Annotated in this window: 14 protein-coding genes; 9 read left to right on the plus strand and 5 right to left on the minus strand. The window is 37.0% G+C overall.

Annotated elements, in window-relative coordinates:
* Window positions 1-17: 17 nt before the first annotated feature.
* Both GON26_RS00500 and GON26_RS00505 read right to left on the minus strand, forming a co-directional pair.
* Complete coding sequence (locus tag GON26_RS00500) at window positions 18-1,454, minus strand: gluconokinase (RefSeq protein ID WP_160372783.1); 1,437 nt, start codon at window positions 1,452-1,454, stop codon at window positions 18-20.
* A complete protein-coding gene (locus GON26_RS00505; protein ID WP_160372784.1) occupies window positions 1,445-2,761 on the minus strand; it encodes a gluconate:H+ symporter in 1,317 nt (438 codons plus the stop codon). The genes GON26_RS00500 and GON26_RS00505 overlap by 10 nt, the downstream gene beginning before the upstream one ends.
* A gap of 245 nt (window positions 2,762-3,006) precedes the next feature.
* Here GON26_RS00505 and GON26_RS00510 point away from each other — a divergent pair, with 245 nt between their 5' ends.
* Genes GON26_RS00510 through GON26_RS00520 form a run of 3 tightly spaced genes read left to right on the plus strand, consistent with a single transcriptional unit; the run spans window position 3,007 to window position 4,176 of the window.
* Complete coding sequence (locus GON26_RS00510) at window positions 3,007-3,327, plus strand: ArsR/SmtB family transcription factor (protein ID WP_160372785.1); 321 nt, start codon at window positions 3,007-3,009, stop codon at window positions 3,325-3,327.
* Window positions 3,328-3,329: 2 nt separating this feature from the next.
* Window positions 3,330-3,794, plus strand: a complete 465-nt coding sequence (locus GON26_RS00515; RefSeq protein WP_160372786.1) for an SRPBCC family protein — start codon at window positions 3,330-3,332, stop codon at window positions 3,792-3,794.
* A gap of 7 nt (window positions 3,795-3,801) precedes the next feature.
* Window positions 3,802-4,176 (plus strand): DoxX family protein, encoded by a 375-nt coding sequence (locus GON26_RS00520; RefSeq protein ID WP_160372787.1) that lies wholly within the window; start codon window positions 3,802-3,804, stop codon window positions 4,174-4,176.
* Window positions 4,177-4,387: 211 nt separating this feature from the next.
* Here GON26_RS00520 and GON26_RS00525 read toward each other — a convergent pair whose 3' ends face one another.
* Both GON26_RS00525 and GON26_RS00530 read right to left on the minus strand, forming a co-directional pair.
* On the minus strand, window positions 4,388-8,401 hold the full coding sequence (locus GON26_RS00525; protein ID WP_202110807.1) for a PAS domain S-box protein: 4,014 nt from the start codon (window positions 8,399-8,401) through the stop codon (window positions 4,388-4,390).
* A gap of 15 nt (window positions 8,402-8,416) precedes the next feature.
* Entirely contained in the window at window positions 8,417-8,866 is a 450-nt protein-coding gene (locus tag GON26_RS00530) for a response regulator (RefSeq protein ID WP_160372788.1), read from the minus strand.
* A gap of 912 nt (window positions 8,867-9,778) precedes the next feature.
* Here GON26_RS00530 and GON26_RS00535 point away from each other — a divergent pair.
* The 6 genes from GON26_RS00535 to GON26_RS00560 all read left to right on the plus strand — a co-directional run bounded on the left by GON26_RS00535 (window position 9,779) and on the right by GON26_RS00560 (window position 17,455).
* Entirely contained in the window at window positions 9,779-10,372 is a 594-nt protein-coding gene (locus GON26_RS00535) for a TetR/AcrR family transcriptional regulator (RefSeq protein WP_160372789.1), read from the plus strand.
* Window positions 10,373-10,693: 321 nt separating this feature from the next.
* A complete protein-coding gene (locus GON26_RS00540; protein WP_230407873.1) occupies window positions 10,694-11,836 on the plus strand; it encodes an efflux RND transporter periplasmic adaptor subunit in 1,143 nt (380 codons plus the stop codon).
* A gap of 11 nt (window positions 11,837-11,847) precedes the next feature.
* Window positions 11,848-15,012 (plus strand): efflux RND transporter permease subunit, encoded by a 3,165-nt coding sequence (locus GON26_RS00545; RefSeq protein WP_160372791.1) that lies wholly within the window; start codon window positions 11,848-11,850, stop codon window positions 15,010-15,012.
* A 130-nt stretch (window positions 15,013-15,142) separates the two neighbouring features.
* The gene (locus tag GON26_RS00550) at window positions 15,143-16,561 is read left to right on the plus strand and encodes a TolC family protein (protein WP_160372792.1); all 1,419 of its coding nucleotides are present in this window, start codon (window positions 15,143-15,145) and stop codon (window positions 16,559-16,561) included.
* 292 nt (window positions 16,562-16,853) lie between these two features.
* Window positions 16,854-17,234 (plus strand): DoxX family protein, encoded by a 381-nt coding sequence (locus GON26_RS00555; RefSeq protein ID WP_160372793.1) that lies wholly within the window; start codon window positions 16,854-16,856, stop codon window positions 17,232-17,234.
* Between the two features lie 11 nt (window positions 17,235-17,245).
* On the plus strand, window positions 17,246-17,455 hold the full coding sequence (locus GON26_RS00560) for a hypothetical protein (RefSeq protein ID WP_160372794.1): 210 nt from the start codon (window positions 17,246-17,248) through the stop codon (window positions 17,453-17,455).
* Between the two features lie 132 nt (window positions 17,456-17,587).
* Here GON26_RS00560 and GON26_RS00565 read toward each other — a convergent pair whose 3' ends face one another.
* Window positions 17,588-17,749, minus strand: a complete 162-nt coding sequence (locus GON26_RS00565) for a DUF1328 domain-containing protein (protein ID WP_160372795.1) — start codon at window positions 17,747-17,749, stop codon at window positions 17,588-17,590.
* Window positions 17,750-17,988: the final 239 nt, after the last annotated feature.

The raw sequence follows: 17,988 nt of genomic DNA on the forward strand, positions 1-17,988 counted from the left end.
AATTGCATCCAACAGATTTATAAATCTTTGAGTACCGGATATACTTTTTTAAACTTATCGAAAGAATCCTGATACACCTTTTGGTATGCTGCATTAGGTACAAAAGTCTTTCCTTTTTTATGTTCGGCAACTGAATCAATCCCGAAAGATTTTAATCCAATCAGAACCGCACCCCAGGCAGAACCCTCGATGCTTTGTGAGGTTTCGACTTTCATCTGAAAAATATCAGCTACCATCTGGAGCCAAAGTTCGCTTTTTCCGAATCCGCCACTGGCCATAACAGTAGTCCTTTTTCTTTTATCAGGATCGGGTAATAAAATTTCTGTAATTTGGAACAATCCAAACAAAATACCTTCAAGAGTTGCTCTTACAAAATGTGCCTGCGTGTGGGTGATTTGCATGCCTAACAGTGTTCCCTGTGCTGCAGCGTCCCAAATTGGGGCTCTTTCGCCTAACAAATAGGGTACAAAAAGCAAACCATCAGAACCGGCTGGTATTTTTTCGGCTTCATCAAAAAGCGTTTCGTATGATTTATCGGTTTTCAGAAGTGTTTCTTTGAGCCATTGCAAAATAATCGCTCCGTTATTGACAGCTCCTAAGGTCAGGTACTGATTGCCCATCAAATGGTAACATTGCGTTCGCATCTGCTCATCAAGATAGGGTTTGTCAATGGGCAATCGAACGGCTCCGCTGGTACCAATGGTCAAGGCAAGACAATCTTTATTCATTGCACCGGTGCCAAGATTTGCCAATGCGCCATCTCCTCCACCTATTACATACAGAAAATCATCCGAAATTCCTTTGCATTGATGCGTTACCTCTTTAACCAAAGTTAATTGTTCCGGTTTTATATGCAAATAGTCTAAAATCTCTTTGTCCCATTCTAAAGTATGAATATTGAGTAATCCGGTTCCTGATGCCATCGAAGTATCGGTACAATATTCATTGGTCAGATAATGCCAGATGTATTCTTTTATACTAATAAATTTGAAGGTTTTTGAAAAAATTTCGGGCTCAAATTCTTTCAGCCAGGCAATTTTGGTCATGGGCGAAAAAGGGTGAATCGGAATACCTGTCTTTTGATAAAATTGTTTCCCTAATTCAGTATTTTTAAGCTTTTCAGCAAAAGCAGCCGACCGGTTATCTGCCCATAAAATAGCCGCTGTCAATAATTTTCCGGTGGAATCAATTGCGATGATACTTTGCATGGCCGAACTGAAACTAATAAACTGAGGCTGAATATCCTGAGTGATTTCTTTAATACAGGTCAAAACGGTTTGTAAAATTTCATCCGGTTTTTGTATGGCCCAATTCGGTTCGGGATGATACATCGGGTAACTATGCGAAATTTGTCTGATTACGGTACCGTTTGCATCAAAACATACCGCTTTTGTAGCCGTAGTACCCATGTCTATCCCGATGTAAAATGATTCTTTTTTTGCTGTTAAATCCATATATTCAATACCAATACACCAATTAATCCCATAACTCCAATAATTGTTTCCATAACCGTCCAGGTCTTAAAAGTATCCGAAACACTGATTCCGAAATACTCTTTAAACATCCAGAATCCGGTATCGTTTACGTGCGAACACATTAAACTTCCTGCCCCAATAGAAAGCACCATCAGTTCAGGACTTACCCCAGATGCTGCTACTAAGGGCTGTACAATACCTGCTGCAGTTAGTCCTGCAACGGTAGCAGATCCTAAAGCAATTCTGATAATTGTAGCAATTAACCATCCTAAAACCAAAGGAGATAAGGATGATTTTTCGAATAATGTGGTTAGATCGGTTCCTATTCCGCTATCAATTAAAACCTGTTTAAAAGCACCTCCTGCAGCAATTATCAAAATAATCATGGTAGCTGAACTCAATGCAGCTCCGGACTTATCCATAATATCAGGCATTTTTCTGCCACGCAAAATTCCTAATGTTACTATGGCGAAAAGAATCGCAATGAGCATCGATGTTGTTGGGTCTCCTATAAACAATAAAAAGTGACGTAAAGTAGATTCTTCCGGTAAAGTTAATTCGCTAAAAGTTGCTGAAGCCATCAAAATTACAGGAACTAATGCCGTTAATATACTAATGGCAAAAGATGGCATTTCGGACTCTGTGAAGGTCTTGCTTTCAAACAATCCTTTTGGCGGATTTGCATGTATTTTTTTAATGAATTCCGGAAACACAATTCCCGCAACCAAAAGTGACGGCAGTGCTACTAATAACCCATAAAGAAGTGTTTTTCCAATATTAGCCTTAAATATAACCGCAATAGCAGTAGGTCCAGGATGTGGCGGTAAAAAACCATGTGTTATCGAAAGTGCCGAAGCCATTGCGATTCCAAGATAAATAATAGGCTGTTTTGTACTTTTGGCGACAGCAAAAACCATCGGAATCAAAATAATAAAACCGGCATTATAGAACATTGAAATTCCAACTGAAAAACCTGTAATGACCATTGCCCATTTGATGTGTTTAACACCAAAAGAACGAATCAAAACCGAACTAATTCGCTGTGCAGCTCCGCTATCTGAAAGTAAATTTCCTAACACAACTCCAAATGCAATGATTAGAATCAAAGAGCCTAAAGTACTTCCGACACCTTGCTGAATCGCATTGATTAAATCCGGAAAAGGCATATTTTTTGCAATTCCCACAAAAAATGCGGATACAATTAAAGCAATAAAAGCATTAAGCTTCACTCCTGAAATGAGAATCAATAATAACAGAATACTTGCAATCAGAATGAGTACCGACATAGATTTGAATTGTGATGGATTAAAAAATTAGTTTCCAAAATAGTGATTTCCGCTATTTGAGATGTTGTTTTGGAAACTGAATCGTAAAAATATCATTTTAAATCAATTATAAAATCAGATTTGGGTCTTTAATTTTTACTTTTTGAAATAAATATGTTACGATAATTGCCAATTGAATAAAAAAATGATTTTTTATTTGCGTAGTTAAGTGACTACATTTATATTTGTAGTCAAATAACTTCATAATGAATTTAAGACGAGACGTATTTCAGGCAATTGCAGACCCTACAAGAAGGTCTATCCTCTTGATGCTAATGACACAATCGATGACAGCCGGAGCGATTGCTTCAAACTTTGACACGGCAAGACCAACGGTTTCTAAACATTTACAAATTCTGACCGAATGCGAACTGGTCAGACAAAAGCAACAGGGCCGTGAAATGTATTATCATTTTAACCCAGATAAAATGAAAGAAATAGCTGATTTCATTGAACCTTTCCGCAAAATGTGGGACGAGAAGTTTAATAAATTAGAAGCTGTTATGAAAAATTATAAAAGCAAATAAAAATGGAACAAAAAACCAAATTACATGCCGAAGACGGTAAACAAGAATTGACAATAACACGAGAATTTGATTTGCCTGTTGACTTGTTGTTCAAAGCATATTCAGAAGCCGAGCTCGTTGAGCAATGGATGGGAACGAAGGTTCTGAAACTTGAAAGCAAAAAGCACGGAAGTTATCAATTTGAAACTTCACAGGAAGGTAATGTTGTATTCAGGGCAAATGGCGTGATCCATGAATTTATTATAAACCAAAAAATTACAAGGACTTTTGAAATGGAAAACACAACCTTTCCGGTTCAATTAGAATACCTTGAATTTGAGAAACTGACTGAAACGACCAGCAAACTAACAATGCAATTGGTATTTAAGTCAACCGAATTTAGAAACCAATTACTTAAAATGCCTTTTGCTCAAGGCATAAACTGGGCACATAACCGACTTCAGGAAATTATATCCTCACTAACATAATAACACTATGACAAAAAGAAACAAAATTATTTATTGGATTGCTACCGTTTGGCTAGCATTAGGAATGGTTTCGACAGGAATCGTCCAACTTATTAAAATGAAAGAGGAAGTTGATAAAACCAGTTTGCATTTAGGTTATCCTGCTTATTTTCTAACTATTATTGGTATTTGGAAATTGCTAGGCACTGTTGCCATATTACTGCCAAAATCAGGGTTATTGAAAGAATGGGCTTATGCCGGCTTTTTCTTTGTAATGACTGGAGCCATTATTTCGCATTTTGCAGTTAGTGATGGAGCAATAGAATATTTTGGTCCAACATTATTATTAATGCTGACTATTGTATCCTGGTATTTCCGTCCTGCTGATCGAAAGATAAATTAATTTATAAAGTATAATTTACAAAGCTTTGCGCTCTTGGCAGCAAAATTTGGCCACAGATTTAAACCTATTGAAAGGGATTATTACTTTAATTCAAATTTTAGCAAAGCTTGGTGACCTTTATCCCAGATTTTCAGAAATAAAATAAAAACACGGCGAGCTTTGCGTAAAAACTTTGTGACCTTTGCGGTAAAAGTTTTACGCAAAGCAAGCCTTAATTTAAGGCTATCGGAATAAAAATATTAAAAGTTGCTCCTTTATTGGCTTCACCATTTGCTGTAATAAATCCGTTATGGTTTTCTACAATTTTTTTCACAATGGCCAGTCCAATTCCGGTTCCGGCGTATCGTTCTCTTCCGTGAAGTCGCTGAAAAACTTCAAATATTTTTGAATTGTATTCCTGGTCAAAACCAATACCGTTATCTATAATACTGATATGACAATAATCTACCTCGTCAGCAAGCATTGGATTTGGCAAATCTTTTCCTTTTGCGATATTGCATTTGATTTTTATAACCGGAAGCACATCCGTCTTTGAAAATTTAAGTGAATTGCTAACCAGATTATATATTAATTGCCTGAATTGAAACGGGATGATCTGAACCTCACAGGAATCAATCTCTTCTATAGTTGCATTTTTATGTTCGAGTTCTTCTTTTAAATCTTCTTTTACATCTTTAATAATCAGCGAAAGATCTGTCTTTTCGAATACTCTGTCCTGAATACTTGCTCTGGAATAAGTCAGCAGATCATTTATCAACGCCTGCATACGCTGTGCGGCGTTTTGTATTCTTTTGAATTTATCTATTCCGATTTCGGATAAATTATCCACCTCTCTGTCTATAATTTGTGACGCAAATGTTTGAATTTTTCGAAGCGGTTCCTGCAAATCATGACTCGATATATAAGTAAAAGATTGTAAGTCTTTATTCATTTGTTCGAGTTCTACATTTTTTTGTTCGAGTTCAAGTGCATTCAGCTTTAATTTGTCTTCGGCTTTCTTTTTCTCGGTCAGGTCATGTGTTACTTTCGAAAATCCAATTACTTCCTTTTTTTTGTTATGCACTGCTGTAATGACAACACTTGCCCAAAAAAGAGTTCCATCTTTTCGAATACGCCAGCCTTCCTGCAAAGCTTTCCCTTTGTCACGGGCAAGTTGCAATAACTTTTGAGGGAGATTGTTTTTTCGGTCTTCTTCTGTATAAAAAGCAGAAAAATATTTACCTATTATTTCTTCGGCTTTGTAGCCTTTTATTTTTTCGGCACCAATGTTCCAGTTTTCAACTATTCCTTCATGATTAAGATACAAAATGGCATAATCCTGAACTTCTTCAATCATCAAATGGTAACGCTCCTCGCTTTTTCTGAGCGATTCGTTTATCTTGTACAATTCTTTTGTTCGAAGATTTACCTGATTTTCTAATTCCTGTGTAAACGTTTTCTCAGCCTGAATATCCGTAAAAGCGCCTACCCATTTTATAATTTTATTTTCTTCGTTTAAAACAGGTTCACCAATTACAGTATGCCAACGGTATTCTCCCTCTTTACTTTTAATTCTGACATCGGATCTGTAACCATCACCTGTTTCTAAGCAATGATTCCATATTCTAATGTTTTCGTCGTAATCATCAGGATGTATCATCGCTTTCCATTCTGTTATTCCACCAGGAAAAATTCCAGTATATTCAAGCCATTTTCCAGAAGCAAATAAAGCATTTCCTTTTTCATCGGTTTCCCATATCAATTGCGGAATACTTTCTGTTAGAGAGCGGAAACGTTTTTCACTTTCTTCTAATTCCTGTTGATGCTTTTTTAAATCTGTAATATCTCTGGCAGTACCAATCAATTTTTCTGGCTGATTGTTTTCATCATAAAAAACTTTTCCTTTCGCCTCTACCCAATGTACGGATTGGTCATTCCAGATTACTCTGGATTCATAGTATATATATCCTGTGGCAATAGCTTTTTCAAATGCTTCTACCCTAATATGTAAATCCTCCGGATGTATATGTTTTACTAATTCTTCATGAGGAATTTCGGTATAATCTGAAATTCCAACAATGATTTCGAGATAGCGCTGAGAATAGTTAAAATCTTTTGATTTTACATTCAATTCCCACGTACCTAACTCACTTGCCTCTACGATAATATTAAGTCTTTCCTCGTTTTGCTCTGTTATTTTTCTGGATTGAACTTTGTCTGTCACTTCTGTAACAGTAACAATGATTCCTGAAATCTCTCCGTTTTCTTCTTTTAAAGGATGATACAGAAAATCAAAGTATAAAATTTCGAGTTTTTCTCCTCTTTTAATCGGTACAGGAACTTCATTTCCATGAAAAGAAATTCCGGTTGTCATAACACCTTCTAAGAGACTACTCACCGTTTCTTTAACTTCCGGCAACGATTCGAATAAAGGCTTTCCTACTAATGCTGTCTCCTCTCTGCCTACCAATCTCAGGTAGGTTTCGTTAGCCATTTCGACCATATACTCTTTACCACGCAAAATGGTAATACCTACAGGAGCTTGTTTTACCGTATTACGGAAACGTTTATCTGCTTCTTCTATTTTTTTTCGGGTAGCAACTTGTGGAGTGTTATCCAGTACCCAAATAGCGACTTTTGTTACTTTGCCTTCGATATTTTTGAGTGGAGCATATACAAACGTAACATATATTGTTTCTTTTTTTCCATGCCTGATGAGCTCCATTTCAACCTCATCAATATCAAATGGAATTCCTTCTTTAATAACTTTATCAAGTTCCTTTTGATAATATTGTTTTACCTCAGCAAAAGCATCCCAATAGTGTTTTCCTACTATTTCATTATGGGTTTTTCCGGCTACTTCGATAAAGCTTTCATTTACCATTTCGGCAATCAGAGTTTCGGCATCCAGTACGCAAATCCCTATGGGAGACTCTTGAACCATACTACGCAAATTGTTTTCGTTTTCTTCTATCTTTTGCTTTGCTAAATTTAGATCCGTAACGTTCGCTGCAGTGTTCATTACTGCGTAAACATTTCCGTTTTTATCGTATAAAGGCGTAAAACTGTAACTGAAATAAAAAGTCTCTAATTTTCCATCTACTACAAGATCAATGCGGGTATTTCTGGCATGAAAAGATTCGCCAGTTTCCATAACCGAAGTAATTTGATCATAAACCAGTTGGTTTTCTAATTCCGGCAATATCGTTCGGTATGATTTTCCAATTACATCATTTCCTTTGCCCCAAATATCAATAATTGATTGATTTGCCAGTTCAATACGAATATCTTTTCCAACATACACCCCAATAGGAAAAGGAGCATTTTCAATCAGTTGTCGAATCTTTTGTTCGCTATCCTGAATTTTATAACGTGCCACCACATGATCTGTTACTTCGACCGCTATAACCACAATTCCCGAAATTGTGCCATCACTTTCTTTATGTGGCTGGTAAATATAATTGATGTAGGTGTTTTCTAGTTTTCCGTTACGCAGAAGCTGGACAGGAAGTTCATTTACTATTATTTTTTCTCCGGTTTTATAAACTTCAGCTAATAAAGCTGCCAGGCCTTTATCCTGAGGCTCGGGGATAATATCAAAAATAGATTGGTTGACTACATTTTCGTCCTTTTTCCCCCACAACTCAATCATTTGATCATTGACAATTTCTACAGTATAATTTTTACCTCTAAGAACACACATCGCCACGGGAGCCTGTATAATATGATTTAAAAATCTATAATTACTTTCTTTCAGAGCTTCTGTAGCCAGCACTTTTTGGGTCGTTTCGATCACCGTAATCAGAACGCCGCCTACCTTTCCGTCTTCAGTTTTGATTGGGGTGTATGAAAAATCAAAATAACAGGCTTCTTCATATCCTTTTCTATTCAGCATTAATTTAAAATCCGGATAACTAACCGACTGGCCATTCATTACATCCTCGAACATAGGCCCGATAATGTCCCAGGCTTCAGAAAAAGTTTCCGGAGTACTTATGCCTAAAGCTTTAGGATGTTTTAAATCTCCCAGAATCGTACGATAGGCATCATTATAAATCTGAGTCATTTCGGTTCCCCAGGCAATATACATTCCGATAGGATTATTAAGCATTACTGCCACTAATGTACGAAGACTTTGAGGCCAGGCATCGGGGTTCCCTAAAGGAGTTTTGCTCCAGTCGTTATCCCGGATGAGCTGTCCCATTTCGCCACCACCTTCAAGAAAATAATATTCATTATTTGTCATACGTATTCAGATATTTTATGGCTGAAGAATAAAATTTTCTCTTTCAGGTTTTTTAAAATCAGGTTGTGTTGTCATTGTGATTGCTGTAGCGATTACCTTTTTTAGTTTAGCAAAATCACCCGGTTTTCGAATGTAATATAAGGCTCCTTTTTCGTAAACGGTATCTACGATTCCGAGATCAAGAGAGGTTGAAAAAATAATAACATGAAGGTTTTTTAATTTCTCTAAACGTTTTATTTCCATCAGGCATTCGAAACCATTTTTTCTAGGCATATTTAAGTCCAGGAAAAGGATATCCGGCAAGTTTTCTGCCGTTTTATCTTCCAGAAAATCCATAAGTTCTACGCCGTCATTCACGGTTACAAGTGTTACAGGAAGAGACAGTTCGTCTAAGGCTTCTCTAAAAAAATCGCAATCATCGTGGTCATCGTCAGCCAATAAAAGATTGTAATTTTGTATGTTCATTGTTTGTAGGATAATTTGTTAAGTAAAATCAGGCAGTATGGTTGCTTTTTCTAAAAACTTTAAGAGTATTGTCTAAGCAACGTAAAGCTGCTTTTTATGGACTCTTACATTCCGTTTTCTGATAGACGAAAGTACGAAAAAAACGGTTACATTATAAATTAGTGTTATGGCAAATTGTTTCTGTTTCTAAAAGGTTTTGTGTTCTTTTCAGTCAGTGCCTATACATCTCCTTATTCGTAAAGATTTAGCGTGTGTGAGATTCCTCCGGAATGACAAACTTTGAGTTAGAAAATCTGCGGAAGGAAAAGATTGTGTAGTATTATTTAATTGATTTTTTTTATGCGCTTAGTTTGTCATTCCGGAGGAATCTCTGAGTTTTTGATTGACTGAGTTTTGGGATTCCACCGGAATGACAAGATTGTGTTTTATCTTTTAATTTAATGACATTCGTAGCAATCTTATCTGTAGAGATTCAGCTTGTGTGGGATTCCTCCGGAATGACAAACTTTGAGTTGAAAAATCTCCAGGATTTCCGGAATGACAAACTTTGAGTTAGAAAATCAACGGAATCTGCGGAATGACAACCGTAGAGTAGAAAATTATGAAAAAGAAACTCTCTAACCTAGCCCAGATGGAAACGGCATCTCCCGATTTAGAAAAACAAGGCTTTTTTGCCGTAGTTTTTGTTAATCGGGAATATAGTGGACAGCTGGACAAGTGGTTCTGAAATAACGAAATCGTCTGCTCCTAAAAAAAATAATTATTCTAAAACCTTGTATTTACTAGGGATTAAAGGATTTTATACAATACGCTATGGTACAATAAGAAAAAATTATAATTAATTTATATTATAATTAGAAAAACCGTCATACATTTGCCTAACGGTGTTAAACAATTTAATACTCATTAAAAATGGCAAGTAAAGATCGTATTTTAAGACAAAAAGAAGAGACAAGAAATAACATTCTTGAAGCTGCTTATGCTATCGTGAAAGAAGAAGGATGGCAGGGTCTGAGTATGCGAAAAATTGCGGATAAGATTGAATATACGGCTCCTATTATTTACGAATATTTTTCGAATAAAGAAGCGATTTTGACAGAACTAACCGGTAAAGGTTTTATAAAATTATCGAAAGAGCTTCAGGAAGCAAAAGTAAAATTTGAAAAACCAGAAGATCAACTGGAAGCAATGTGGATGGCGTATTGGGATTTTGCCTTTACCGATACCGAAATGTATCAGGTAATGTTTGGCGTACAGATGAATTGTTGTTCGCAACAATGTTCGGCTGCCGAGGCTCCTTATAAATTATTTACTGCGGTGATTGCTGAAATTATGAAAAACAGTCAGCCTAGTGAAGAAGTCATCAAACAAAAATATTTTACTTTCTTTTCGGTTATTCATGGCTTAATTGCGATTAATATTATCAACAGAAGTGAAATGATGGAAACGATTAATGCCCAAATTTTGAAAGATGCCATTGGTGGTATTATCAAATCGATACAATAAAAAAAATTTCTTTTTTACTTAACAGTGATAAATGATTTAATTAGCGTAATAATAAAACGCTATTTTTTTGAGAGTGTTACTTAACGGTGTTAGGTAATTTAATTAACGTAAAAGTTATGTTTTTTTCAACTTTTACTTAACAGTGATAAATAATTTAATACCGATTGTGAATATGAATCGGGCAGCATAACTATATGGATTTTTACATCCTTTTACTTAACGATGTTAGATAATTTAATAATGATAAATATAAATTTCAAGAATACCGTGAATACTATAATAAAAAAAGAGAATGTCCAACAAATTAAAACCAATAGAAAAATGAAAAATGTAATTATAACCAGTTTTATCCTGGCACTGGTATTGAGCAGTTGCGCCGATAAACAACAAGCACCTGTAGCAGCAGCTCCGCTCCTGCCCGTTTTAGCTATCACGAGTTCAAACGCTGTAACAGATGCTGAATATCCAGCGGCTTTGCAGGGTGCTGTAGATGTAGAAATTCGCCCGCAGGTTAGCGGAAACCTGGAAAGAATATATGTTGACGAAGGGGCGTATGTAACTAAAGGTCAAACACTTTTTAAAATTAACGAACGTCCTTATCGTGAGCAACTGAATAATGCTTTGGCTAATCTTCATGCGGCTGAAGCGGCTTCGATTAATGCGCAGCTAGAGGTAGATAAATTAGCACCTTTAGTTTTAAACAAAGTAGTTTCGGACTATCAGCTGAAAACGGCTAAAGCTTCGCAAAAAATTGCTGCTGCCAATATTGAGCAGGCAAAAGCAATGGTAGGTTCTGCCAGAATTAATTTAGGTTATACTAATGTGACAGCTCCGGTAAGTGGTTACATCGGAAGATTGCCTAAAAAACAAGGAAGTTTGGTGGCTGCAGCTGATATCGAACCTTTAACCAACTTGTCTGATGTACATGAGGTTTACGCTTACTTCTCATTAGGCGAAACGGATTTTATCAAATTCAAATCAGTTTACGCTGGAAATACATTGGGTGATAAAATCAAGAAATTACCTCCTGTTACTTTAATCCTTGCTGATAACTCGGCGTATCCTCAATTAGGGAAAATTGATATGGTAGATGGACAGTTTGATAAAAACACCGGAGCCATTACCGTTAGAGCAACTTTTCCAAACAAAAACGGAACACTCCGTTCTGGGAATACTGGAAAAATAAGATTAGGAGTGCAGCATGATGATGCGATATTGATTCCACAATCGGCTACTATCGAAATGCAGGATAAAGTATTTGTTTTTACCGTAAACAAAGAAAATAAAGTTACCAAAATGCCAATTACCATCAGTGGAAAAAGCGGTACCAACTATTTAATCAGTGACGGTGTAAAATCGGGTGATCAAATTGTTTTAAGCGGTATCGACAAACTTCAGGAAGGACAATTGATTCAGCCTGAAAAACCAAAAGCAGCAGTGGCTCAAATCATTAATCAAAAATAATTTTTACACAAATGTTCAAAATTTTTATACAAAGACCTGTACTCGCAACCGTTATCTCCATATTATTGGTGATTTTGGGAGTACTGGGATTAACCAAATTGCCACTACAGCAATTTCCTGATATTGCGCCACCATCGGTTTTGGTTACGGCAGTATATCCGGGAGCCAATGCCGAAACGGTTTTACGTTCTGTAGCACCATCGCTGGAAGAATCGATAAACGGTGTTGAGAATATGACCTACATGAGCTCTACAGCGAGTAATGACGGAACATTAGCTATTACGGTTTTCTTTAAACTCGGTACTGATGCGGATCAGGCTGCAGTAAACGTACAGAACAGAGTAGCACAAGCTACCAGCCAATTGCCGGCGGAGGTTGTTCAGCAAGGGGTAATCACGGCAAAACAACAAAATAGTTTTATTATGGCCATCGGTATGTACACCGATGATGAATCAAAATACGACCAGACTTTTGTTGCCAATTATGCACAGATTAATATTATTCCTGAAATCAAACGTATTCCAGGAGTGGGATCAGCTGCTATTTTTGGTGGAACAAAAGATTATTCGATGCGTGTTTGGCTGAATCCAACACAAATGTCAACTTATAATGTGACGCCAAACGAAGTCATGAAAGCTATTCAGGACAAAAGTTTGGAAGCTGCCCCAGGGAAATTTGGAGAACGCAGTAAAGAAGTTTTTGAATATGTTATCAAATACAAAGGAAAACTAACCAAACCCGAAGAATACGAAAACATAGCCATTCGCTCGAATGCGGATGGTTCTATTCTTCGTCTGAAAGACGTTGCGAGAATCGAATTAGGTGCGTATTCGTATAACAGTTTAACGCGTCTGAATGGTAAAAAAGGAATTGTAATTGGAGTAATTCAGTTAGCCGGTTCTAATTCGAATGATATTCAGGTGGCGATTAATAAACTGATGGAAAAACAAGCGAAAAGCTTTCCAGCAGGTATCAAAAAGAATATTTTTTACAGTACCAAAGTTTCATTAGACCAATCGATAGAACAAGTTCAGCATACTTTGATAGAGGCTTTTATATTGGTATTTATCGTGGTATTTATCTTCTTGCAGGATTTTAGATCTACACTGATTCCGGCGATTGCGGTTCCGGTTGCGATTTTAGGTACGTTCTTCTTCATGCAGTTATTTGGATTCTCGATTAACTTATTGACATTATTTGCCTTAATCTTAGCCATTGGAATTGTGGTCGATGATGCGATTGTCGTCGTCGAAGCCGTTCATGCCAAGATGGAACACAAACATCTATCACCAAAAGTAGCTACCCACGAAGCGATGCACGAAATTACGGGTGCGATTATTTCGATTACGCTGGTAATGGCTGCGGTATTCTTGCCAGTTGGTTTCATGGAAGGTTCTACGGGAGTTTTCTACCGACAGTTTGCCTTTACGATGGCGATTGCAATTGTAATTTCGGCAGTAAATGCTTTGACATTGAGCCCTGCCCTGGCCGCTTTGTTCCTTAAAGACAATCACGCCGCACATGATGGCAATACTCCTTATGTAAAAAGAGGTTTTAAAGAAAAATTCTTCGACGGATTTAATAGCAGTTTCAATTCTCTAACGAATCGTTATGTAAGCGGATTGCAGTTTTTAATCCGAAGAAAATGGCTTTCATTAGGCGGATTAGCACTCATTACGGTGGCTACTATTATAATGGTAAAAACAACTCCGGCTGGATTTATACCTACAGAAGATCAGGGATTTATTGCGATTGCGGTAAATACACCATCTGGAACTTCGCTTGACGGAACTCAAAAAGTAATGACTGAGGCCGAAAATATTTTAAGCAAATTAGACGCTTCAAGAGACGTTACCGCTATTTCTGGTTTCAACTTGCTAACAAATTCTACAAGTCCATCATCAGCGGTAGTTTTTGTTTTGCTTAAGCCAAATGAAGAGCGTGGCGAAGTTAAAAATATCGACGAAATCATGAATCAGGTTCGTGGCCAATTAGGCACAATCTCTGGCGGAAGTTTCTTCGTATTCAGTTTCCCTACTGTTCCGGGTTTTAGTAACGTCGAAGCTTTGGATATGGTTTTACAGGACAAAACAGGTGGAAAATTAGATAAATTCAGTGGAATCTCTCAAACCTTCATTGGCGAATTGATGAAACGTCCGGAAATTGCCGTAGCGTTTACCTCTTTCAAAGCAGATTATCCACAATTGCAATTGGATATCAATGACCAAAAAGCCGATCAATTGGGTGTGAATGTCAAAGATATTCTGCAAACGATGCAGGCCTATTTTGGTAGTGCGCAGGCATCCGATTTTAATAGATTTGGAAAATACTACCGTGTAATTGTTCAGGCTGATATTGCCGACAGAGCCGATCCATCTGCAATTGACAAAGTATTTGTGAAAAATAATAGAGGCGAAATGGTTCCCATAAACACACTGGTAAAACTATCCCGTATTTATGGTTCCGAAACGGCTTCGAGATACAATTTGTTCAATTCTATTTCGATCAATGCAATTCCAAAACCAGGATTTAGTTCTGGAGATGCCATCAAAGCAATCGAGGAAGTGGCTGCACAACAATTGCCTGCAGGTTATAGTTATGAATTCTCAGGACAAACCCGTGAAGAAATTTCATCTGGTGGTCAATCGGCAACAATTTTCTTACTGTGTCTGATCTTTATCTATTTCTTACTTGCTGCACAGTATGAAAGTTACATTTTGCCTTTAGCAGTAATCTTATCCATCCCTGCAGGTATTTTTGGAGTGTTTGTAGCGATTGGTTTAACCGGAATCGAAAACAACATTTACGTACAGGTTGCACTAGTCATGCTGATCGGACTGCTCGCTAAAAATGCCATCTTGATTGTAGAGTTTGCCGTACAAAAACGAAAATCCGGTCAGGCATTAGTCAGAGCTTCCATCGAGGCTGCCAAATTGCGTTTACGACCAATTATCATGACGTCTCTTGCTTTTGTGGTGGGATTAATTCCGATGATGAGTGCCAAAGGACCATCAGCACAAGGAAATCACTCGATCAGTATTGGAGCAGCAGGCGGAATGGTTTCTGGAGTAATTCTTGGGTTGTTTATCATCCCGGTTTTATTCATCATATTCCAACATTTACAAGAAAAGGTTTCCGGAAAACCGGTAGCCGTAATTCATAACGAAGAAAAATAATATGGAAAATTATATAACGACCATTCTGGTGACAATCATTTTTGGTCTCGCCTACATATCCTACAAAATTTCGAAAGATCTGGACAACAGAAATGATATCTGTTCAGAAAAATAAAGAAGAATTATAAAAATGAAAAAGTATATAACCAAAATCGTGATGATTCTTTTTGTCTTCATCACCTTCATATCCTGTAAAGTTTCGAAGGATATAGAAACTCCAAAAGATGCATTTCCTGAAAATTTCAGGAATGCATCGGTTTCTCAGGATACGACAAGTATTGCTGATCTGGAGTGGAAAAACTTCTTTACCGAAAAAGATATTATTCAGTTAATAGACAGTGCCGTGGCGCGAAATAACGATTTGCAAATTGCGACCAAAAACATCGAAATTGCGCAATATCGTTTCACACAATCCAAATGGAACAATGTTCCTGAAGTAAATTTGTTTGTCAACGGAAGCACCAGCAATCCTTCCGACAATAGTTTTACTGGAATGAACCTGAATCAGGCTTTGGGTCAGAAACACCTCGACGATTATTCTGCCGGAGCATCACTTTCCTGGGAAGCAGATATCTGGGGTAAAATCCGCAGTCAGAAACAAGGTGCATTTGCGAGTTATTTGCAATCTGAAGAAGTAAAAAAAGCGTTGCAGACTAACATTGTAGCCAATGTTTCAAAAGGATATTACAACCTTTTGATGCTGGACGCACAACTGGAAATTGCGAAGCAAAACGTACAACTGAACGACAGCACTGCTCAAATCATTCAATTAAAATATGATGCGGGACAAGTAACCTCACTGGCGATCCAGCAATCAGAAGCACAACGATTAAATTCGGCGCAACTGATTCCGTTATTAGAGCAAAATATCGCTATTCAGGAAAATGCTTTGAGCGTCCTGACAGGTTCTTTCCCTAATTCGAAAGTGAGAACTGCACGTTTGAGCGCTATCAACGTAAAGAACAATGCGGCAGTTGGAATTCCGTCATCTTTAGTAAGCCGAAGACCCGATGTAAAAAGTGCCGAGTTGGCGCTAAAAGTAGCCAATGCAAAAGTCGGAATCACAAAAGCTAATTTGTATCCAACCTTAAAAATCACGGCGCAAGGTGGTGTCAATTCATTCGAAACCAGCAGCTGGTTCAACATTCCGGCATCCTTATTCGGGACCGTTGCCGGAGGTTTAACGCAGCCATTATTAAACAGCAAAAAAATCAGAACCGAATACAACATTGCCAAAGCCGAAAGAGAAAAAGCGGTTTTGAGTTTCAGACAATCGGTTTTGGTTGCCGTTAGCGAAGTAGCCGATGCTATGGTGAGAGTCGAAAAATTAGAAAAACAGGAATTCTTTCTGCAAGAGCGTGTAAAAACCCTGCAACAAGCCATCAAAAACGCCAATCTTTTATTCAAAAACGGAATGGCAGATTACCTTGAAGTCTTGGTTGCACAGGCCAATTTACTGCAAAGCGAGTTAGAATTAGCCAATATCAAACGTGAGCAATTGTCTGCCAATATCGAGCTCTACAGAGCCTTAGGCGGCGGTTGGAAATAATACCCGTTTTATTTTATTATTTATTTGTAAAAGCGCTGTAAGACTTAGGTTTTACAGCGCTTTGTTGTTTAGGAGCTATTCCCGCTATCCGTTGCAATCTTTGTCTGGCTAAAGAAGCCAGACAAAGGATTTCCACTACTATCGGGGCTAGGGCAATCCTTTTCATAAGAAAGCATAAAACTAAAATCTGTCTCAAATGCCCCTTAAATAGTCGTAAATACCTATTTAGAAAAGAAATAACATTTTGTAAGTTTGTAACACATTAACTAATAACCATTTAAAAAACAAATCAATGAAAAAAGCAAAAATTATTTTTTGGGTTACTACCATTATTATTTTTCTATTCGAAGGTGTCATGCCTGCATTAACCTCCCAATCCGAACTGGCTAAAGAAGGAATCAGACATTTAGGTTATCCAGAATACTTTGGGAATGCCCTGGTCGTTTTTAAAATTTTAGGCGTTCTGGCACTGGTAATTCCACAAGTTCCTAAGAATGTAAAAGAATGGGCTTATGCCGGTTTTGGTTTCGATTTTATTTTTGCCTCCATAAGTCATTTTGCAGTTGACGGAGCAGTTTTTCTATCTTTCTTTCCATTAATCTTTTTAGTGATTCTGGCCATTTCCTATACGTATTATCATAAAATCGAACGATACAAAAATATCGCGCTGTAAATACAACCACGATGATCGAAGTTTTTAAAACAAATGTTCAGGAAGCAGCACAATCACGAATGATTGTAGCCAGGCTTCTTGAGCATTTTCCAAACGGCGCCATCAATTTTGATTTGGAAGATTGCGATAAAATTCTACGCATCTATGCCGCATCCATTTCAAATAAAAAAATTATTGAACTTCTTAATTCATACGGATTTCAGTGCGAAGTGCTTTTGTAAGTTTTAAATTGATATCATTTTGAAGCTTCGAAACTTGAAACCTGAAACTTGAAACAAAAAAACATAAAAAAAAGCGACTCTTGTATATCTTCACAAGAGTCGCTTTTTTTTTATATAGTTCTACATTTATCGCTACACTTTTGTTCTTCCGCTTATCAATGAGATAATAAATAATACTAAGAATATGAAGAATAAAACTTTTGCAATACTAGCAGCTCCAGCGGCAATTCCACCAAAACCAAATATTCCGGCAACTATGGCAAGAATAATAAAAATGACTGTCCAACGTAACATAGCTTTAATTTTTAAGTTAGTAAATATGACTGATTGAGTCTGTTTTGTTTACCAAAGTTCTATTAATAAAATAAATCCTATTAACTCAATCCAATTTTTTATTAGCACAAAAAGATATTGCCACAAAGGCGCAAAGTTTTTTTATAAGTTTTTGCTTTGCTGCTTTGAAAAATATTGCCACAAAGGCTCAAAGGCACTAAGTTTTGCTTTGCATCTTTGAAAAATATTGCCGCAAAGGC

It is taken from the genome of Flavobacterium hydrocarbonoxydans (genome assembly GCF_009789235.1).
In the GTDB taxonomy this organism is placed as follows: Bacteria; Bacteroidota; Bacteroidia; order Flavobacteriales; family Flavobacteriaceae; genus Flavobacterium; species Flavobacterium hydrocarbonoxydans.